This is a genomic window from Achromobacter sp. T5-5 (assembly GCF_055397965.1).
The window spans coordinates 2,933,051-2,951,597 of sequence record NZ_AP027919.1 but is presented as its reverse complement, the minus strand read 5'-3'; the positions used below and the strand labels follow the sequence as shown (position 1 = coordinate 2,951,597).

At 66.8% G+C, this 18,547-nt stretch carries 18 protein-coding genes; 11 read left to right on the top strand and 7 right to left on the bottom strand.

Going from position 1 to position 18,547, the window contains the following annotated elements:
- The first annotated feature begins 89 nt into the window (after positions 1–89).
- Both nrdD and ACZ50Q_RS13345 read left to right on the top strand, forming a co-directional pair.
- The gene (gene nrdD, locus ACZ50Q_RS13350; protein ID WP_464081825.1) at positions 90–272 is read left to right on the top strand and encodes an anaerobic ribonucleoside-triphosphate reductase; all 183 of its coding nucleotides are present in this window, start codon (positions 90–92) and stop codon (positions 270–272) included.
- Positions 238–1,044: an anaerobic ribonucleoside-triphosphate reductase activating protein gene (locus ACZ50Q_RS13345; protein ID WP_464081824.1), complete on the top strand. Its 807-nt coding sequence runs from the start codon at positions 238–240 to the stop codon at positions 1,042–1,044. The genes nrdD and ACZ50Q_RS13345 overlap by 35 nt, the downstream gene beginning before the upstream one ends.
- On the opposite strand, the gene ACZ50Q_RS13340 is transcribed toward ACZ50Q_RS13345, so the two are convergent.
- Complete coding sequence (locus ACZ50Q_RS13340; protein WP_464081823.1) at positions 1,035–2,453, bottom strand: aminotransferase-like domain-containing protein; 1,419 nt, start codon at positions 2,451–2,453, stop codon at positions 1,035–1,037. The genes ACZ50Q_RS13345 and ACZ50Q_RS13340 overlap by 10 nt on opposite strands.
- A gap of 129 nt (positions 2,454–2,582) precedes the next feature.
- On the opposite strand from ACZ50Q_RS13340, the gene ACZ50Q_RS13335 reads away from it, so the two are divergent.
- From ACZ50Q_RS13335 to ACZ50Q_RS13325, 3 genes are all read left to right on the top strand, one after another.
- Positions 2,583–3,872, top strand: coding sequence for a hydroxymethylglutaryl-CoA reductase, degradative (locus ACZ50Q_RS13335; RefSeq protein WP_464081994.1), 1,290 nt, complete (start codon positions 2,583–2,585; stop codon positions 3,870–3,872).
- A 70-nt stretch (positions 3,873–3,942) separates the two neighbouring features.
- The gene (locus ACZ50Q_RS13330; RefSeq protein WP_464081822.1) at positions 3,943–4,428 is read left to right on the top strand and encodes a hypothetical protein; all 486 of its coding nucleotides are present in this window, start codon (positions 3,943–3,945) and stop codon (positions 4,426–4,428) included.
- Positions 4,425–5,813 (top strand): tripartite tricarboxylate transporter permease, encoded by a 1,389-nt coding sequence (locus ACZ50Q_RS13325; RefSeq protein WP_076520609.1) that lies wholly within the window; start codon positions 4,425–4,427, stop codon positions 5,811–5,813. The genes ACZ50Q_RS13330 and ACZ50Q_RS13325 overlap by 4 nt, the downstream gene beginning before the upstream one ends.
- Here ACZ50Q_RS13325 and ACZ50Q_RS13320 read toward each other — a convergent pair.
- Positions 5,797–6,942: a type VI secretion system Vgr family protein gene (locus ACZ50Q_RS13320; protein WP_464081821.1), complete on the bottom strand. Its 1,146-nt coding sequence runs from the start codon at positions 6,940–6,942 to the stop codon at positions 5,797–5,799. The two genes, ACZ50Q_RS13325 and ACZ50Q_RS13320, sit on opposite strands and share 17 nt — an antisense overlap.
- A 243-nt stretch (positions 6,943–7,185) precedes the next feature.
- Here ACZ50Q_RS13320 and ACZ50Q_RS13315 point away from each other — a divergent pair, with 243 nt between their 5' ends.
- Positions 7,186–8,343, top strand: a complete 1,158-nt coding sequence (locus ACZ50Q_RS13315; RefSeq protein WP_092578338.1) for an NAD(P)H-dependent flavin oxidoreductase — start codon at positions 7,186–7,188, stop codon at positions 8,341–8,343.
- 13 nt (positions 8,344–8,356) lie between these two features.
- On the opposite strand, the gene ACZ50Q_RS13310 is transcribed toward ACZ50Q_RS13315, so the two are convergent.
- Positions 8,357–9,025: an HAD family hydrolase gene (locus ACZ50Q_RS13310; protein WP_464081820.1), complete on the bottom strand. Its 669-nt coding sequence runs from the start codon at positions 9,023–9,025 to the stop codon at positions 8,357–8,359.
- 111 nt (positions 9,026–9,136) lie between these two features.
- Positions 9,137–10,345, bottom strand: a complete 1,209-nt coding sequence (locus tag ACZ50Q_RS13305) for an MFS transporter (protein ID WP_464081819.1) — start codon at positions 10,343–10,345, stop codon at positions 9,137–9,139.
- Positions 10,346–10,463: 118 nt separating this feature from the next.
- Here ACZ50Q_RS13305 and ACZ50Q_RS13300 point away from each other — a divergent pair, with 118 nt between their 5' ends.
- Positions 10,464–11,375 (top strand): LysR family transcriptional regulator, encoded by a 912-nt coding sequence (locus ACZ50Q_RS13300; protein WP_464081818.1) that lies wholly within the window; start codon positions 10,464–10,466, stop codon positions 11,373–11,375.
- On the opposite strand, the gene ACZ50Q_RS13295 is transcribed toward ACZ50Q_RS13300, so the two are convergent.
- Entirely contained in the window at positions 11,366–12,166 is an 801-nt protein-coding gene (locus ACZ50Q_RS13295) for a DUF169 domain-containing protein (RefSeq protein ID WP_464081817.1), read from the bottom strand. The two genes, ACZ50Q_RS13300 and ACZ50Q_RS13295, sit on opposite strands and share 10 nt — an antisense overlap.
- 224 nt (positions 12,167–12,390) lie before the next feature.
- Here ACZ50Q_RS13295 and ACZ50Q_RS13290 point away from each other — a divergent pair, with 224 nt between their 5' ends.
- The 4 genes from ACZ50Q_RS13290 to ACZ50Q_RS13275 all read left to right on the top strand — a co-directional run bounded on the left by ACZ50Q_RS13290 (position 12,391) and on the right by ACZ50Q_RS13275 (position 15,424).
- Positions 12,391–13,140, top strand: a complete 750-nt coding sequence (locus tag ACZ50Q_RS13290; RefSeq protein WP_464081816.1) for an SDR family oxidoreductase — start codon at positions 12,391–12,393, stop codon at positions 13,138–13,140.
- A gap of 27 nt (positions 13,141–13,167) precedes the next feature.
- A complete protein-coding gene (locus tag ACZ50Q_RS13285) occupies positions 13,168–13,668 on the top strand; it encodes a GNAT family N-acetyltransferase (protein WP_464081815.1) in 501 nt (166 codons plus the stop codon).
- 671 nt (positions 13,669–14,339) lie between these two features.
- Complete coding sequence (locus ACZ50Q_RS13280) at positions 14,340–14,864, top strand: hypothetical protein (RefSeq protein ID WP_464081814.1); 525 nt, start codon at positions 14,340–14,342, stop codon at positions 14,862–14,864.
- Positions 14,864–15,424: a hypothetical protein gene (locus ACZ50Q_RS13275; RefSeq protein ID WP_464081813.1), complete on the top strand. Its 561-nt coding sequence runs from the start codon at positions 14,864–14,866 to the stop codon at positions 15,422–15,424. The genes ACZ50Q_RS13280 and ACZ50Q_RS13275 overlap by 1 nt, the downstream gene beginning before the upstream one ends.
- 454 nt (positions 15,425–15,878) lie before the next feature.
- Here the strand turns inward: ACZ50Q_RS13275 and ACZ50Q_RS13270 are convergent, their stop codons facing one another.
- Together ACZ50Q_RS13270 and ACZ50Q_RS13265 are read right to left on the bottom strand one after the other, a co-directional pair.
- Positions 15,879–17,855, bottom strand: coding sequence for a TRAP transporter large permease (locus tag ACZ50Q_RS13270; RefSeq protein WP_464081812.1), 1,977 nt, complete (start codon positions 17,853–17,855; stop codon positions 15,879–15,881).
- On the bottom strand, positions 17,852–18,475 hold the full coding sequence (locus ACZ50Q_RS13265; protein ID WP_076520598.1) for a TRAP transporter small permease subunit: 624 nt from the start codon (positions 18,473–18,475) through the stop codon (positions 17,852–17,854). Before ACZ50Q_RS13265 ends, ACZ50Q_RS13270 begins: the two co-directional genes overlap by 4 nt.
- Positions 18,476–18,547: the final 72 nt, after the last annotated feature.

Below are 18,547 nucleotides of genomic sequence, written 5' to 3'. Positions count from 1 at the left end.
CTTCACCCGGGCCGGCGCGCGACCCTCACGGCGCGCGCCGGCCTCCATCCCGCCGGACCTGCGCCCGGCATCCCTACCGAGGAAATCCTATGCAAACCTTGACCGCCCCCATCGCCGCCTCTGCGCCCGCCGTCCAGCTGGACGACAGCCAGCGCGTGCGCTGCGAAGTCTGGACCCGGGTGATGGGCTATCACCGCCCGGTCTCTTCTTTCAACACCGGCAAACAGGGCGAATTCAATGAACGCCGCTTCTTCGTCGAACGCAGTGCCTGAAGGCGTTTCGCCCAAGGGCGCCGGCCCCGCCACGCAGGCCGTGCGCCGGCTGGCGGACCGGCCGGCCTACGCCGCGCCGCCCCAGCCGGTCATCCAGCCCCTGCCCCGGCACTCGGCCGCCGTGGGCGGGCTGGTGCCCTTTTCCACCGTGGACTGGCCCGGCCAGCTTGCCGCGGTGGTGTTCATCTCGGGCTGCCCGTGGCGCTGCCACTACTGTCACAACACTGAACTGCAGACGCGCGCCGCCCGCTACGACTGGCGCGAGGTCCGTGCGTTCCTCGAAACCCGCAAGGGCCTCCTGGACGCGGTGGTGTTTTCCGGCGGCGAGCCGCTCAGCGAACCGCGCCTGCCCGCCATGATCCGCGACGTCAAGCGCATGGGATATCGCGTGGGCCTGCACACCGCGGGCATCTATCCGCTGCGGCTGGCGGACGTGCTGCGCCACCTGGACTGGGTGGGCATGGACATCAAGGCCGATGCCAAAGGCTATGACGACATCACGGGCCGGCGGGATTCGCAGCGCCCGGCGCTGGCATGCCTGACGCAATTGCTGTCGGCCGGGGCCGACTTCGAGTGCCGCATCACCTGGCATCCCGACTGGCTGGACGAAGCGCGCCTCCTGGCATTGGCGCGCGAACTCGCCCGCCGGGGCGTGCGCCGCTTTGCGGTGCAGGCGGCGCGCAGCGGCCCCTGCACGCCGGCCGCGCGGGCCTTGAGCACCGCCGCGCAGGCCGAGTTGCGGCAGGCTTTCCAGGAATTCGCCTATCGCTGAGCCAGGTGCGCGGACAGCGTGGCGTGGAACCGCGGCGACACCACGGCGCCGACATTGCAGCGGGACCACGGCGACACGGCCGTGGGATCGACGCTGAACACACGCCCCGGCGCCATGATGACCTTTTCGGGCATCAGCGCCTCGGCCATCGTCAAGGAGTCTTCCACGCCCGGAAACGACGACCACAGATAAAGCGAACTCGTCGGCCGAGTGAACACGCGCGCGCCCAGCGCGTCCAGCACCTGCAAGGCCTGTCCGGTCGCGGCCTCCAGCCGCTGGCGCAGGCGCACCAGATGCCGCTCGTAGTGGCCTTCGCGCAGCATCACGTCCACCATGCGCTCGCAATACTCCGAGCTGCTGACGTGCACAAGCGCCTTCAGGTCCGCCAGGTCGCTGGCCAGCGCCGCATTGCAGGCAATGAACCCCACGCGCAGCGCCGCCGAGAAGGACTTCGAGAAGCTGCCGATGTAGATCGTCCGCTCCAACTGGTCCAGCGCCGACAGGCGGACGGACGACGTCGGCTTGAAATCCGCCAGCGGATCGTTTTCGACCAGCATCAGGTTGTAGCGCTCGGACAACTGCAGGACCTTGTAGGCCTTGGCCGGGGAAATGTCCGAGCCGGTCGGGTTATGCGCGATCGACTGCGTGAAGAACAGGCGAGGCTTTTCGCGCTGCAACAACGCTTCCAGCGCGGCCAGGTCGGGACCGTCCGGCAGGCGCGGCACGCCCAGCATTCTCACCCCGGCCAGCTTCAGTTTGCCAAAGAGCGGGTAATAGCCGGGGTTGTCCACCAGCACGGTCGAGCCCGGGGGCAGGAAATACCGGATCACCAGATCCATCGCCTCGTTCGCGCCATGCGTGAGCACGAGCTGCGAGGGCGCCGCGCTGATGCCCACGTCGCCCAGCTTGCGCACCAGGCTTTCGCGCAGCGGCGCATAGCCGAAGCGGCTTCCGTAGCGGAACAAGGCGCCCAGCCCGGTGCGCACCACCTTCTGGTGATAGCGGTCCATGCGCATGTCGGCCAGCCACTCCACCGGCGGAAAGCCATCGCCCACCGCCACCGCGTCGGGCTGGGTCTTGAGCTGTTCGCGCATGAGCCAGACGATGTCCATCGCCCGGCTTAACTGCCCGGGCTCTTCGTCCGTCGCCGGGCCCGCATGCTTGACGTCCAGCACATAAAAGCCCGAACCGCGCCGGGGCTCCACTAGCCCGCGCGCCACCAGCAGTTCAAAGGCCACCACCACCGTGTTCTTGGCATAGCGGTGCAGTTGCGCCAGCTCGCGCAAGGAGGGCAGCTTGTCGCCCGCGCGATAGACGCCATCGGCAATCTGCTGGCCGATCAGGTTGGCCAGGCTCTCGGCGATAGGCGCCGCGCGTTGCGGCCTGCCGGGCGGTTTGGCTGGTTCCACGCGAATTCCCCGTTCGTTTATGGCCAAAATTGGTGCAGTGCGATGGTACTGTTTGCCCAAACTGTACCTCTCAATGGCGGTACAGTTTACCTAGAATCGGGCCACTCGATTTCTATACGGAGACATGCCATCGTGGCCGATTCACGCCTGCCCAACTTCCGGGCCCTCACCCCCGCCCAACGTCTCGCCGCCATCGCGGACGCCGCCTCGCTCACGGCCGAAGAGCGGCAATTGCTTGCCGCGCCCGGCGCCCTGGGCCTGGCCCGCGCCGACGGCATGATCGAAAACGTGCTGGGCACGTTCGAGCTGCCGTTGGGAGTGGCGGGCAACTTCCAGGTCAACGGGCGCGACGTGCTGGTGCCCATGGCGGTGGAAGAACCGTCCGTGGTCGCCGCCGCGTCCTACATGGCCAAGCTGGCGCGTGAATGCGGCGGCTTCGAGACGTCCAGCACCCGACCGCTGATGCGCGCGCAGGTGCAGGTCCTGGGCCTGACCGACCCGCATGGCGCGCGCCTGGCCCTGCTGCGCGAGCGCGAACGCATCCTGGCGCGGGCCAACAGCCGCGACAAGGTGCTGATCGAACTGGGTGGCGGCTGCCAGGACATCGAGGTCCACGTCTTCCCGGACACGCCGCGCGGCCCGATGATCGTGATGCACCTGATCGTCGACGTGCGCGACGCCATGGGCGCCAACACCGTCAACACCATGGCCGAGGCCGTGGCCCCGCTGGTCGAGGAAATCGTCGGCGGGTCGGTGCGCCTGCGCATCCTGTCCAACCTGGCCGACCTGCGCCTGGCCCGCGCCCGCGTGCGCCTGACGCCGCAGGCGCTGGACACGAAGGACCGCAGCGGCGCCGAGATCATCGAAGGCGTGCTGGACGCGTACACGTTCGCCGCCATCGACCCGTACCGGGCCGCCACGCACAACAAGGGCATCATGAACGGCATCGACCCCATCATCGTGGCCACCGGCAACGACTGGCGCGCAGTCGAGGCCGGCGCGCATGCCTACGCCAGCCGCTCGGGCCGCTACACGTCCCTCACCCACTGGGAGAAGGACACGTCGGGCGCGCTGGTCGGCACCATTGAAATGCCGATGCCCGTCGGCCTGGTGGGCGGCGCCACCAAGACGCATCCGCTGGCGCGCCTGGCGCTCAAGATCATGGACGTCCGCTCGGCGCAGGAACTGGGCGAAGTCGCCGTGGCCGTCGGCCTGGCGCAAAACCTGGGCGCGCTGCGCGCACTGGCCACCGAAGGCATCCAGCGCGGCCACATGGCGCTGCATGCCCGCAACATCGCGCTGGTGGCGGGCGCAACCGGCGCGGAGATCGACGAGGTCGCCAAGCGCATGGCCGCGGAGCAGGACGTCCGCACCGACCGCGCGCTGGCTTTGCTGGAGGAACTGCGCGCTTCCCGATAATTCCGCCGGACAAGAAACCGAGGCGGCGCCGGAAATTCCCGCGCGCCGCCCGCAGACCTAGGAGAGAGACATGAAACACATCCCCCCGGCGCCCTCCGCGCGCCTGGCTGAAGTCTGGAGCGACACCGTGGACCTCAGGCACCTGGCCTGGGCAATCGGTATCGGCATCTCGGTCAGCGTGGCCGGATTCTTCGCCGCCAGCCGTTGGCTGCGCGGCGTGGTCGCGTCGCCCGAACTGGCCCACGCCTACGCCATGCTGGCCGGACTGGCGGGCTGCGTGCTGGCCGGCGTCATCTGCGCCCGCCTGTTCCCCCCCAAGCGCGAAGTCCTCGAGCACAGCGCCACGCACGACCCGGCCTGGCGCGCCGAAGTGCTGGCCGAACTGGCCGAGCAGCCTGGCGGCCTGGGCACGCTGGCCGACCTGCCCGATGCGGTGGTGCGCGAACTGAAAGAGCTGGACCTGTACGACCTCTTTGCGCAACCGGCGGCCCAGTCCGCCATGCCCGCCGCCGCGGAAACGACGCGGCGCGGCGCCGGCAAGGAGGCGCTGGCATGAGCGACCCCGTGCTGCTTGAACAAATCATGGTGGCCGCCGGGATGGGGCTGCTGGGCGCGGTGGTGTTTGCCGCGATCGGACTGGTGTCCGGCACGGACGAAACCACCACCCTGGCGCCGCTGACCCTGCTGGTGGTGCTGCTGGGAGTGCCGCCCGCCGGCGTCTTCACCTTCTTCCTGGCCGGCGCGGTCGCCAAGCACATGACGCACGCCGTGCCCACCGCGCTATTGGGCATTCCGGGCGACACCATGGCCACTCCCTTGCTGCAGGACGCGAACATGCTGCGCAAGCTGGGCGTGCCGCACATCGCGCTGCGCAAGATGGTGTCGGGGGCCATTGTCGCGGCCTTCGTCGCGGTGCCCCTGGCGGTGCTGTTCGCGGTGCTGCTGGCGCCGTTCGGCGCGGCGATCACCAAGTCCGCGCCGTGGATCTTCCTGGCCGCGGCGCTGCTGATCGCGTACTTTTCGGCCGGACGCTGGGCCGCCGTGGCGCTGCTGGTGCCCTTCGTCATGGTCATCATCGCGCTGCAGAGCCTGACCGCGAAGTACGGCGTCAAGCTCAGCATCAGCTACTTCCTGGGCATCGCCATCGGACCGCTGATCGCCGACCTGTTCACCGTGCTCTCGCCCCAGGGACGCGGCAAGATGCTGCGCGACAAGGTGCGCACGTTCTCGCTGGCGCCCGACGTGAAGGGCTGGTCGGGCTACTTCCCCAACCCGCTCAAGGTGATGGACCGCGTGCAGACCCGCTGGACGCTCGCCACCGCCGCCGTGTCCAGCGCCACGTTCGTGTTCAGCCCGGTCGCCATGACCGTCGTCCTGGGTGAACTGGTGGGCTCGCGGGTCAAGCATGCCTATCACCGCCTGACCACCGTGCTCAGCGCGCGCAACGGCGTCACCGAGGCCACCTACATCGCCGAGGCGCTGATTCCGCTGATCGCCTTCGGCCTGCCCCTGAGCCCGGTGGCCGCGGGTCCTGCGGCGCCGCTGTTCAACGCGCCGCCGCGGTTCACCGTGGATGCGGCGACCGGCCAGACGCACAACCTGCACAACCTGCTGAACCACTGGGAGTTCCTGGGCTACGGCATGCTGGCCGTGCTGCTGGCGGCGGTCGTGTCCTACCCCTTCGCGATGAACTTCGCGCGCCGCGCCGCGCTGTTCGTGTCGCGCAAGGTCAGCCACGAGGCCATCATCGCCACCTTCGTCGGGTTGATCATCGTGATCAGCGTGTGGGAAGGCCAGTTCCTGGGCCTGCTCGTCATCCTGACCATGGGCCTGATCGGCGGCCTGCTGTCGCGCCTTTTTGGCTTTAACACCGGCGTGCAGTTCATGGGCTACTACACCGCCGTGCTGTCCGTGCCGGCGATCGTCAAGCTGTTTGGCTGAAGCGGTCTGGCTGCAGCGGGGCGGATGGGCGGGGCTTGGGACCGGGCTCGGGTTTCCAGTCGGCCGTCTCGGGGATGAGTTCGGCGGCGCAGTGGTACCGCGTGCCGCGTTTCCCGCCCGCCCCCGCTTCGTCGTGGCCGCCGGGCTGCACGCCTTGATGGCGCAAGCGCACCGGCCGCCACGCCTTGTTCCATTCTTGCCGCGGATGTCCGATCAGATTGAACGCCAGGCCGGGGACGAGGCGCGCGTCGTCGCCCTGCGCGAAAGCCACGCGCGCATCGCGGCGCAGTCCCGGCAGCAGCGACGGCGTGAACGGCTTGCCGGCCTCGTTGCGCTGGTATGCCCCGGGGTAGACGTAGCGACCTGGGCGCGCGTCATGCATGCCCAGGTCGGCGGCGACGCGGGCGGACTGCGGGACGTAGCGCAGATTCGTGTAGGCGGCGTCGCGATGGAGCGGCACGCTGGTGCGCACCCGGACGGCGAACGTGAACCGGCGCAACGCGGGTTCGCGCGGCGCGCCGCCGCAGGCGGCGTTGTAGACGACGGGGCCGCCCTGGATTTCGCCCAGGCCGTGGATGCGATCGGCATGAATGAGGCGATGACTGCGCTCGGTGTGGTCAAAGCGGTAGAGATAGCCTTCTTCGGCGGCCAGGCGGTTCAGGAACTGCAGGTCCGTGTCGCCGGCCTGCACGCAATACGCCCGCCGCGGATGATCGGCGGCGGTGTGTTGCTCGTAGTCGGCGATGCCCAGGCGCTGGACGACGTCCGCCATGATCTCGGGCGCCGTCAGATACTGATAGACGCGCCAGCCGGAACAGCGGGCCGCGCGGACCAGCGACGGCGCCATCACGGCCCGGTAGCATGTCCGCCGACACCCGGTATCGGCCCGTTCGCATTCCGACACGATGCCATGGATATGCCGTATGGGCTGCCCGCCGCGCCAGATCGTGAACAGCGCGGGCTGGTCCAGCAGCGCGCCGGCATTCGCCGCAGCGTCAAGGCTGGAAAGCTGCACGCACAACCGGTAGGGCTCGGACAGGGCCTCCTCGAACGTGAACGCATTGACCTCGAACGCCCCGCCGTGCTCAGGCACGAAAGTGAAGCGCAGGTCTCTTGAATACGCAGGCAATACCCCACCTGGGCGGAAACGGAATTGTCGACATGTTCCTCGCTGGCGATCCGCCCTGTCCATCGGACGCGTCTGATGGGAAGGAGAAAAGCCCGAATCTGGGGCCGGAGCCGGGCCTTGGAAACCCCGGGCGCGCCGGCCGCCAGGTCTGGCCCCATTGCCGCGCCACTTGATCCTTCGCAAGGCGGCGCACCCTGCCTTGCTCTAGCCTCTGGTCTCTTGACCAGAGGAAAGACTCATATCATGACGTGGTTCAAATCACTCTCCCTCGCCGGACGCGAGTTGCTGCCCATCGTGCAGGGCGGCATGGGCGTCGGCGTATCTGCCCACCGCCTGGCCGGCGCGGTTGCCAGCCAGAACGGCGTAGGCACCATCGCCAGCGTCGATTTGCGCCATCACCACGCCGATCTCGTGGAGCAGACCGAAAAATGCAATGACCGCGACACGATCGACACCGCCAACCGCGAGGCCTTGCACCGCGAGGTGCGCGCCGCGCTGGAGACCGCGCAGGGCCGCGGCCTGGTGGCCGTGAACGTCATGAAGGCGGTGCGCGACCATCCCGCGCTGGTGCGCCAGGCGTGCGAAAGCGGCGCGCAAGCCATCGTCATGGGCGCGGGCCTGCCCCTGGACCTGCCCGAGATGACGGCCGATTTCCCCAAGGTGGCCCTGGTGCCCATCCTGTCCGAAGCGCGCGGCGTGGCTGCTGTGCTGAAAAAGTGGATGAAAAAAGGCCGGCTGGCCGACGCCGTGGTCATCGAACACCCGGGCTACGCCGGCGGCCATCTGGGCGCGGCGCGGCTGGACGACCTGCACAGCGAACGCTTCGACTTCAAGCGCGTGCTGGCCGATTGCCACTCGCTCTTTAGCGAATTGCAGCTCGGCCGCGATGCGCCGCGGCTGATCGTGGCGGGCGGCGTCGGCAGCCATGAGCAGGTGCGCCACTGGCTGACCCACGGCGCCGACGGCGTGCAGGTGGGCACCGCGTTCGCCGTCACCCACGAAGGCGATGCGCACGAAAACTTCAAGCGCGTGCTGATCGACGCCGATCCCGACCAGCTCGCCGAATTCACCAGCGTGGCCGGCCTGCCCGCGCGCGCGGTGGCCACGCCTTGGCTCACGCGCTATCTGCGCCAGGAAGGCACGCTGCAGGCCAATACGCGCGCCGATCCGCGGCGCTGCAGCCAGCGCATGGACTGCCTGACGCAATGCGGCCTGCGCGACGGCATCGCCAAGTTCGGCCAGTTCTGCATCGATTTGAAGCTGGCAGCGGCCATGCGCGGCGAGGTCAGCCGGGGCCTCTTCTTCCGCGGCGCGTCCAAGCTGCCGTTCGGCAATGCCATGCGCTCCGTGCGCGAACTGATGGACTACCTGTTGCACGGACAGATGCCCGCGACGGCGTAGTCCGGCAGGCGGCTCAGATGATCTCCGGCAGCCGCCGCAGGTCGTCGATGACCTCGAAAGCGCCCTCGTCCAGCAAGCGCTGCCGCTGCTGCGGCCCGTTGTGCGAGGCGCCCACGAAGCCCACCGCCCGCATGCGCGCCGCGCGGGCGGCGCGCACGCCCGGCACGCTGTCCTCGACCACCACGCAATCCAGCACCGCCGCCCGCATCTGCCGCGCGGCGTAAAGAAAGACGTCGGGGGCCGGCTTGCCCTTGGCCACCTGCGCGGTGCTGAACACGTGGGGCGCAAAGGCATCCCACAGGCCCACCATTTTGAGCGCCGCTTCCAGCTTGCGCGGCGTGCTGCTCGAGGCCACGCACAGGTCCAGGCCGCGTTCGCGCAGGATCGTCAAGGTTTCATGCACGTGCGGCAAGGCGCGCAGCTCGGTGCGGAAAGTGTGCTCCAGCCGGTCGGCGTACTGGCGCGCGAATTCCTCGGGCAGCGCGCAGCCATTTTCCGCCTGCAGCGTGCGCCACATGTCCGCATCCGGGATTCCGGCAAAGCGCGACGCCGCTTCTTCGGGCGTGATCGTGATGCCATGTTCGGCCAGCGCGCGGGACTGGGCCCGGGCGGCAATGATTTCGCTATCGATAAGGACGCCGTCGCAATCGAAGATGACCAGGCGTGGGGCGGACGTGTGCATGTAACCTCCAACGTGTCGTCCGAGCCATGATAGGCCAGCCGGGTTACCGCGGCATGCCAGCCGCTGCGCGCCCGGCTGGCAAGCGCCCCGCGCCGCCACCGCCGCGCGTGGTCAAAGCCGCGCGCCGTCGACCCGCCGCAGGCGCCACGCGATCGCCACGCCCGCCAGCCCCGCCGCCGCCACGATGAACGACGCGGACGTCCAGCCAAAGCGGTCGATGGCCCCGCCCACCGCCACCGGCCCGATCACCTGTCCCAGGTTGCTCCCCTGCATGACCAGCCCCACCGACGCCGCGCCGAGCGCCGGGCGCGGCGCCACCAGCGGCGCGGTGCCCAGCAGCGTGGCCGGAATCAGCCCGCCCACTGCCGAAAACAGCACGCACAACAGAAAGGTCGGCATGGCCGGCAGCGCGGACCCGAAGATCAGCAGCGCCACGGCCGCCATCGCCGCGCTGGCGCAGGCGATCAGCGTGGACCGCCGCCACCCGCGCGCCAGCAGCACCCCGGCGCCCAGGTTGCCGATCACGTTGGCGGCGCTGGCCAGCGCGCTGTACAGGCCGGCCGCGGCAAGCGTCAATCCCAGCGCCTCCATGAGCAGCACCGGCAGGAAGGTGAACAACGCAAAGAACATCACGCTGTACAGCGTGAAGGACAGCGCCAGCAGCGCGGGACCGGCGGCGCCCAGGGTATCGGCGGTGTCCTGGCGCAGGCCACGCCAGGACAGCCTGCCCCCGCCCGGCGTGGGCGGCGACAGCAGCGCCACGCAGACCAGCGCCACGCCCGCGGCGATCCCCGCGCACCACCAGTAGGCGTGCCAATCGGAAAACGCCTGCGAGGCCAGCATCGCAATCGCCATCCCGGCGGGCATATAGCAACTCCACAGGGCAAAGGCGAAGTCGCGCCGGCCGCCCGTGACAATGCGCTGCAGCAAAGCGGGACCCGCCACCGTGATCATCAGGAAACCCAGCCCTTCAAGCACCCGCGTCGCCAGCAGCACGCCGTAACCGGGGGCCAGCGCGCCCGCCGCCGTGCCGCAGGCCGTGGCGGCCAGCCCCAGGATCAGCATGCGCCGGGCGCCAAAGCGCGCGATCACGCCCCCCGCCGCAATGCCCCCGACCATGCCCAGGAGGGAGAACACCGCCGTGAGCGTGCCGATGGACGCCAGGTCCAGTCCCATGTCCTTGCGCAGCAGCGGCGCCGCGATGATGACTTTGCCGACCTGCAGGGCCGCCACCACCCCCGCGCCGACGACGGCCGCCACGGCGCCCCAGCGGACCTGCGCCGCGGGACCGCTTGCCATTGCGAATTCGACTTTTTCCATGCTGACCTCGATGTCCAGACGATCCCGGCATCATGCCGGCTTGAGCCTATCCTGCGAAGTGATAATCTTTTGACGTTCTTGATCGAAAAAATAGATCACTGCTTCAGCCACCGCTGCCATGATCGACGCCCTCACCCTGGACCAATTGCGCGTGTTCGCCGCCGTCGCGGACACGGGCAGCTTCCGCGCCGCGGCCCGCCGGTTGTCGCGCGTGCAATCGGCCGTCAGCCATGCCATTGCCAACATGGAGGCGCAGCTTGGCGTGCCGCTCTTTGACCGCGGCGGGCATCGCCCCGTCATGACGCCGCAGGGCCAGGCCCTGCTGGCCAATGCCCGCGACATCCTCCTGCGCGTGGACGCCCTGCGCGCCCGCGCGCAAGGGCTGGGCGAAGGCGTGGAACTGGCGCTGTCGCTGGCGGTGGATACGCTGTTCCCGATCGAACACGCCGGCGCGGCGCTGGTCCGGATGCGCGCGGCGTATCCCTCGGTCGCCATACGCGTGTCGGTGCTGCCCCTGGGCGGCCCGGTCGAGGCCCTGCTGGATGGCACGCACACCCTGGGCATCCTGGCCGGCGAACACTTCCGGCATCCCCGCATCGCCGTGCAGGCGCTGGGCGCGGTGCAGATGGTGGCGGTCGTCGGCGCCGCGCATCCGCTGGCGCGGTTGGCGCGCACCGGCGCCGCATTGGCGGAGGCCGACCTGGCGGATCATCTGCAGATCGTGCAGGTCGATCCGTCGCCCCTCTCCGAAGGCCGCGATTTCGCGGTCCTGTCGCCCCAGACCTGCCGCGTCAGCGGGCAGGACACCAAGCACGCGCTGATCCGCGCCGGGCTGGGTTGGGGCCGGCTGCCGTTCTGGCAGGTCGAGCGCGACCTGGCCGAGGGCCGCCTGCTGCGCGTCCCCGCCGCCAGCCTGGGGCGCGACAGCCAGATCGCCACCGAGACCTATCTCGCGCATCGCATCGACCGTCCGCTCGGCCCGGCGGCGCGCGCCCTTGCGGAGGCGCTGCACGCGCAGGCTCAACCCTGAGCCCTGGGCGCCTGCGCGTAGCTCACGCCCATGCCCGCGCGCACGTCGTTCTGGATGCCATAGGGCGCGATGGGATAGCGCAGCCCATTGGCCGACAGCGCCTTCATGCCTTCGATGGCAATGGGCAGATAGCGCGGCGGCAAGGCCATCAGCATCTCTTCGTCGGGCACGCCGCCGTAGCGGCGCTCGGCGAAACAGGGCAAAGACAGGCTGGGCTCCCCGGTGGCAAGCGCCCGGCCCCAGGAATCCGCACAGGCCGTCTCGCCCACCACGCTCCAGTCAAAGCGCCGGTAGTTCTTCCATTGCAGGCCGTTGATCAGGATGATCATCTGGCCGGGCGTCGCGTACACCAGGCAGATGTCGGGCGGATCGAGGCGGCCGGACGCCAGCGGCGACACCACCATGGCGCGATATTTTCCCGCGGGCACACAGGACAGCGCCTCCTGCCGCGCCTGCGCGTCCGCCTGCGTCGCGTGCCACACGCCCACGTAGTCCTCGCCGCGCTTCCAGGCTTCGTCCTGCGGCCCCAATCCAATGACGGCCCGGCACTGCGCGCCGACCAGGTCGTCCCCGGTAATGCCCACGGTCCAGCCCAGCCGCGCCGCCATGCCGACGATCTGGTCGGTGGTGTGGGTGGCGCTGGGCCGCCGCAGGCCCTTCACGCCCGCCATGTCCGCCTCGTGCTCGTAGAGCTTCATGCCGATGACCGTGGTCTTCAGCCGCAACAGCCGGTTCAGATCGTCGACCAGCGCCGCCCAGTTCAGCGGGGTTTCCTGCCTTGTCTCTTCCATGATCGTCCTTTGGACTGTTGTACGCGGTCGGGCCGGCTCGATCCCGGCGCTGCCGCAAGCGGATAAGACTACAACGAATGGCCGCCGCGTCGCTGGCGAGGCGCAGGCGACGGGCGGCGCCGTCGCGCCTTTCAGGCAGATTCATGCGAAATATCGTGCGGCGCGCGCCCTGAAAGGCGCAACATGACTGTTCCTCTCGCCTCCCCTGCAAAAAGGAACCCGACATGAACCGCTTCGAAGACAAAACCGTGCTGGTCACCGGCGGCACCAGCGGCATCGGCCTGGCCGCCGCCCAGGCCTTCGCCGCCGAGGGCGCCCGCGTCATCGTGACCGGGCGCGACAGCGCCGCGCTGGAGAAGACACGCGCCCTCCTCGGCCCCAAGGCGCTTGCCATCCAGAACGTCGTGGGCGCGCCCGAGGCGCCGGTCGCGCTGGCCGCGGCCCTGGCCTTCGCGGGGGTGCGCCTGGACGCCGCCTTCATGAACGCCGGCACCGCCCGCTTCGCCCCGCTGGCCGATGCCACCGAGGAAATGTGGGACGACATGTTCGGCACCAACGTGAAGGGCGTGTATTTCCAGCTCCAGGCGCTGGATCCGCTGCTCAACGACGGCGCGTCCATCGTGCTCAATGGTTCCATCAACGCCCGCATCGGCATGCCGGCCACGTCGATCTACGCCGCCACCAAGGCCGCGCTCATTTCACTGGCCAAGACCTTGTCCGCCGAACTGCTGCCGCGCGGAATCCGGGTCAACGTCGTCAGCCCCGGCCCTGTCGCCACGCCAATCTATGACAAACTGGGCCTGGACCGCGCCGCGCTGGAGAAGACCGCCGCCGGCATCAAGGCGCAGATCCCGCTGGGCCGCTTCGGCACCCCCCAGGAAATCGCGGCGACCGTATTGCACTTGGCCGCGCGCGAGTCCGCCTTCATCGTCGGCACGGAAATCATCGCGGACGGTGGAATGAGCCAGCTTTGAAACCCCACCCTTCTGATGCGGATTTCCATGCCCCACTCCCCGACCGTCACACTGCGCCGCCTCCAGATCGCCGACATTCCCATGATGCTGTCCATGGAATCCGACCCGGAAGTCATGCGCCACAGCACGGGCGTAAAGGCGGCCGATGAAGCGAGACGCCAGGAGCTGCTGGCATGGCTGGATGAACCGGTGACGGACATAGGCCATTGGGCGGTCGTGGCGGATGGCATGGCCGTCGGGTGGGTCAGTCTGACGCAGCTCGGCACAACGGGCAGGCTCCAACTTGCGTACCGCCTTTGCCAAGCTGCGTGGGGCCGGGGCATCGCCACGCGAGCGGGCGCGCAGCTTTGCGACTATGCGTGGCAAAGGCTGGTCGTCCCGGAGCTTGTCGCCGTGGTCTGGCCAGGCAATGAAGCGTCCATGCGCGTGCTGGAGAAGCTCGGATTTGCGTTCGTTGGGCGCGAGTGCCATTACGGTCGCGAGACCAAGGTGTATGTGCTGTGCAGGCCTGGCTTGGCGTCTGGATGAGGCCGAGGATGTGCAGTGGGTTCTGGCCTTTGGCGGCTCACGAGCGTGAAAACGAGAGATAAAGTCGGTCGCGCTTCGGTCACCGTGCTTGGCCGGCGCCGCAGTTTTAAATCTCGGCCATGTGCCTGCTCGCGCGTCGACGCTCGTTACAGGAAGCCGATAGGCTGAGTTCCGGTCTCTGAGCCGTATGGCAAATGCCCGCTTGTGACCCTGAGCAGCCACTCAGGCCATCGCGACTTCAACGACTGCTTCAGCGGTGCTTCGGACTTCTTGCCGGACTACCTAATCTTGGTACTTCGGCGATTAGTCCAGGACACGGGGGAATCCTGCGTATCATGTTTTACCGGACTTTTGCGACTATGTGAGCCTAATGACCAGGATAGGAACTGTATGATAGATTGCGGGCGCGAATAGGACAGCCATAGGAAGGGCTAAAGATAATGGCACGTGACAGCGTGGTCTCCAAATCAATTTACAAACGGCATATCCGACTTTTCCGTTCTCTGAATGATGCTTGGATTTTCAGCGAATTGCTCCGACCACATCTTCATGCACAAGCCAAATCGCTCCGTGCGTCGAAGAGCCTAGTAAAGAGGTCGTATTCGGTTCCAGTGGAAGACGGTAAGAGTAAGGGCAACGCTAATATTTCCAGCATGCGATTGGATAGTGACGTGGGCGGCATGTTCTTCGCGCAGCATGATCGTGGCGTATTCGAGACGAATATTATCTCGTTGGTATCGCGCACTGAGGCCTTCATTCAAGATTGCATCGCAATCGCTACGGTCGCATTCCCCGGTAAGCTGAGCCTCCTGACCGAAAAAAGCGGGATTCCGCTGGACCTTTTCCTGGAAAACGAAAGCCGCGAGGATGTGATCAACCGCTTCGTGGCATTGAAATGTGAAGCGCTGATGTTCGCGAAGCCGTCCGAATACATCGAAAAGCTCACGAAAGTACTTGCCATACCGCTAGACGTGGGCCTAGTGTCGGACTTCCTCGAGATCAAGGCCTCACGGGACATCATCATTCACAACAACGGCCGGATTAACAAACTGTATGTCGAAAAGGCCGGCGAAAAGGCGAGAGGCACGATCGGACATGAATTAACGGTTGACCACGCGTATTTCAGGCACGTCATCGTCAAGCTGAAGCGGCTATCCGGAACAATCCAGCGGGAAACAGAGAAGGTCTATAAGTAATGGCATTTATCTTTTCCATTGAAAAAGAGAGCCTTAAGCGCAAGTTTGCGGTGTACGTTGTAATTGCAAAAGCGGACATGGACGTGCGGCTTTACGTAGGCAAGACGGGAGACAATCGCGAAGGCTGCAATCCGTTGATCTCCCGATGTGGCAACCACTTTTCGTACAACGAGGTACACAGCCAGATACGCAACAAGCTTGAAGGTCACGAAGAGCGAGACTATACGTATGTTTTCGACCACTTCGACGAGTACACAGCGGACAAGGCTTTGCGCCTAGAGAGCGTCGCTTGTATAAACGAGATGGAGCGCTGGTTAAATGAGGAAATTCAGGCCATGTGCAGTGAGTTCGATAGCGTCCGTCTACTGAATCCATACACCGGTGTCGGCTTTGTCCGGCAAGAGGAGCGAACGAAACGCAGAACCTTTCGGACCGATGAAAATCGAGAGAAGATTAACGGAATCGTTTCTGCGGTCCGCACGACGATTTCTGTAAGGTCAAGCAATGGCATTTATTCAAGCACGGCGCTTCGTAATCCGGACGTTCGCGTCCAAACATAAACCCTCCTCGCCCCTTTGTAGGCACTCCCTCCTCCCTCGTCTCGATGACCGCTCTCAAGGTTAGACCGCCTTTTGTTGTCGGACCGATGACGCCGTTGAAGGACTGCTTCTGGCCGATAGGCGTCTCACAATAGCGCCATCGTGCGCAGCGCCGGCTTCCAATTCCACCCGGCATCCATGAAGGCGCGCTGTGTCACCTGGCACGAACGCTGCATGGGCCAAGCGGCAGGCAGCCCTTTACGTAGCTCAGCCGCCTGTACTTTCCAACACCCCTTCCCTGCGACCGACTTTTGTTCAGTCATCTTTCGTCGAAGGCGGGAAGACCTGGGGCGCGACCGACTTTATTTCTCTTGCATGTGGCTGTCGTTCGGTGTCGCTGTCGACAGCGACACAATGAGCCGCAACTCCCTGAGCGCCCGGCCCCGGCCGCCTCCAAGGCGGCCGGCCCCCCCCATCAACGGTACAGCACCGTCGGTAGCCACATCCCAATCCCCGGGAACACATACAGCAGAAAGATCGCAACGATCTGAATCCCCATGAACGGAAGCATCCCCAGGAAAATCTGGTTCAGCGTCACGTGCGGCGGCGACACGCCCTTCAGGTAGAAGGCCGACATGGCGACCGGCGGCGACAGGAACGCGGTCTGCAGGTTCAGCGCCACGAGCAGCCCGAAGAACAGCGGATCGATGCCGAACGTGTTGAGCAGCGGCACGAAGATCGGCATGAAGATCACGATGATCTCGGTCCATTCCAGCGGCCAGCCCAGCAGGAAGATGATGACCTGCGCCAGCAGCAAAAACTGGATCTGCGTCAGGCCTAGCGACAGCACCCATTCCTCGATGATGCGCTGTCCGCCCAGCAGCGCGAACGCCGCCGAGAAGATGGACGACCCCACGAACAGCCAGCAGACCATCGCGCTGGTCTTGGCCGTCAGGAACACGGATTCGCGCAGCACCGGCAGGTTCAGCCTGCGGTACGCCAACGCCAGCAGCGCCCCGCCCATGGCGCCCATGGCGGCGGCCTCGCTGGGCGTGGCCAGGCCGAAGCCGATCGATCCCAGCACGGCCGCGATCATCACCGCCAGCGGGAAGAACGACCCCATGAGCATCTTGAAGATTTCCAGCCGCGCCCAGGTCAGCGCCGCGTAAAACACCGCCAGCATCACCGCGCAGATACCCGCGAAGATCCAGAAGCCGGTGGGCGTGGGGAGACGGCCGTCAGCCTCGGCGGGCGCCGCCTGCGCGGGCGCGGGCGCGGCTGCCGGCGGTTGCGCGGCTGGCGTTCCCGGGGGTTCGCTCAGGCCGGACGCGGCGGGCGTGCCCGGCGGCTCGGCCAGATCATTGGACGGCGGCTCGGGCAGGTCGTTGGACGGTGGCTCGGCCAGCCCGTCCACGGGCGGCTCGCTCAGGCCGGAATCGAAACCGCTGGAACCCAGCCGCAGTTCCGCGGGAATCTCGTACACCACGGGCGGCTTGGTCAGCGCGTGATGCACCACCCCCAGCATCAAGACCGTGACCGCCAGCGGGGTCAGCGCGATTGCCATGTTGCGCGTCAGATAGCCGAACGGCACCGCGGCGTTGCGCCTGCCCTTGAACATGGCGGCCAGCATGCCCGAGACCGCGCGCGTGTAGCGTCCCGCGGCCATCGCCGCGGAGGGCGGCGGCAAGGGCACGCCGCGCTCTTCCTTGGGCAGAGGCGGCGCCAGATCGGGCCGGATCTTCGCCACGACAATCACGTACAGCATGTACAGGAAGGCAAGCAGCACACCGGGGAACAGCGCGCCGGCATAGAGCTGGACCACTGACACGCCGGTGGTGGCGCCATAGACGATCAGCATGACGGACGGCGGCAGCAGGATCCCCAGGCAGCCGCCCGCGGTGATGGACCCGGCCGTCAGGCGCACGCTGTAGCCCGCTTTCAGCATGGCCGGCATCGCCAACAGGCCCATCAGCGTGACCACCGCGCCGACGATGCCCGTCGCCGTCGCGAAGATCGCGCAGGTGGCCAGCGTGGCGACCGCCAACGCGCCCGGCAGGCGCGCCAGCGCCAGGTGCAAGGACTTGAAGAGCTTTTCGATCAGGTTGGCGCGTTCGACCAGATACCCCATGAACACGAAGAGCGGTATCGAGATCAGCGAATCGTTCGTCATGGTGGCGTACGTGCGCTGCACCATCAGGTCCAGCGTCTGGCCGAGGGACCGTCCGGGGTCCGAGCTCTGCATGTAATACGCCAGGAACGTAAAGAGCACGCCCATGCCCATCAGCGTGAACGCCGTCGGAAAGCCCAGCATGATGGCCACGACGATCAGCGCCAGCATGAGCAGCCCGATGTGGCCCGTGGTGAGGTTGTCCCACGGCGTCAGGAACGCGATCATCAGGAGCACCAGCGCAATACACGACAGGCCGAACCACAAAGCCTTGTGGATTTTCATCGCTGGGACTCCCCGTGGTTGACGTAGCGATCGAGCTTGGCGATATCTTCGTCCTTCACGTGCACCATCTCCTTGAGCTTGTCGACGTCCACTTCCTCGACGTCCTCTTCACGCGATGGCCACGCCCCCTGCTTCAGGCACAGGATGCAGCGCATGACTTCGGCCACGCCCTGCAGCAGCAGGATGGCGCCGGCGGCCGGTATGAAGGCCTTGAAGGGATAGATCGGCGGCCCGTTGGCCATGAGCGACGAATGCTCGCGGATCGCGATGGAATAGCCCGCGTAGTACCAGCCTGCCCAGACCAGGGCGATCACGCCGGGAAAGAAGAAGACGATGAAAAGCAGCAGGTCCAGGCCTGCCTGCACGCGCGGCGCCAGGAACCCGTACAGGATGTCGCCCCGCACATGACCATTCTTGGCCAGCGTGTACGCGCCCGCCATCATGAAGAGGATGCCGTAGTACATCATCTGCAGGTCGAACGCCCACGCGCTGGGCTGGTTCAGGATGTAGCGTGCCGCGACCTCCCAGCACACATGCAGCGTCAGCACCACGATCAACCAGGCGAAGGTCTTGCCGACAAAGGTGGAAAGGCGGTCTATGAAACGTACGATTCGGATCATCGAAGGTCCTGGATTCGGGCCCGCTTACGCCGCGGCAAGCCTGCCGTAGGCGCGCGCGGACCCGGGACGCAT

Coding starts and splice junctions, on each gene's coding strand:
- nrdD (WP_464081825.1), top strand. CDS start 90: ATGCAAACCTTGACCGCCCCCATCGCCGCCTCTGCGCCCGCCGTCCAG.
- ACZ50Q_RS13345 (WP_464081824.1), top strand. CDS start 238: ATGAACGCCGCTTCTTCGTCGAACGCAGTGCCTGAAGGCGTTTCGCCC.
- ACZ50Q_RS13330 (WP_464081822.1), top strand. CDS start 3,943: ATGAAACACATCCCCCCGGCGCCCTCCGCGCGCCTGGCTGAAGTCTGG.
- ACZ50Q_RS13325 (WP_076520609.1), top strand. CDS start 4,425: ATGAGCGACCCCGTGCTGCTTGAACAAATCATGGTGGCCGCCGGGATG.
- ACZ50Q_RS13315 (WP_092578338.1), top strand. CDS start 7,186: ATGACGTGGTTCAAATCACTCTCCCTCGCCGGACGCGAGTTGCTGCCC.
- ACZ50Q_RS13310 (WP_464081820.1), bottom strand. CDS start 9,025: ATGCACACGTCCGCCCCACGCCTGGTCATCTTCGATTGCGACGGCGTC.
- ACZ50Q_RS13305 (WP_464081819.1), bottom strand. CDS start 10,345: ATGGAAAAAGTCGAATTCGCAATGGCAAGCGGTCCCGCGGCGCAGGTC.
- ACZ50Q_RS13300 (WP_464081818.1), top strand. CDS start 10,464: ATGATCGACGCCCTCACCCTGGACCAATTGCGCGTGTTCGCCGCCGTC.
- ACZ50Q_RS13295 (WP_464081817.1), bottom strand. CDS start 12,166: ATGGAAGAGACAAGGCAGGAAACCCCGCTGAACTGGGCGGCGCTGGTC.
- ACZ50Q_RS13290 (WP_464081816.1), top strand. CDS start 12,391: ATGAACCGCTTCGAAGACAAAACCGTGCTGGTCACCGGCGGCACCAGC.
- ACZ50Q_RS13285 (WP_464081815.1), top strand. CDS start 13,168: ATGCCCCACTCCCCGACCGTCACACTGCGCCGCCTCCAGATCGCCGAC.
- ACZ50Q_RS13275 (WP_464081813.1), top strand. CDS start 14,864: ATGGCATTTATCTTTTCCATTGAAAAAGAGAGCCTTAAGCGCAAGTTT.
- ACZ50Q_RS13270 (WP_464081812.1), bottom strand. CDS start 17,855: ATGAAAATCCACAAGGCTTTGTGGTTCGGCCTGTCGTGTATTGCGCTG.
- ACZ50Q_RS13265 (WP_076520598.1), bottom strand. CDS start 18,475: ATGATCCGAATCGTACGTTTCATAGACCGCCTTTCCACCTTTGTCGGC.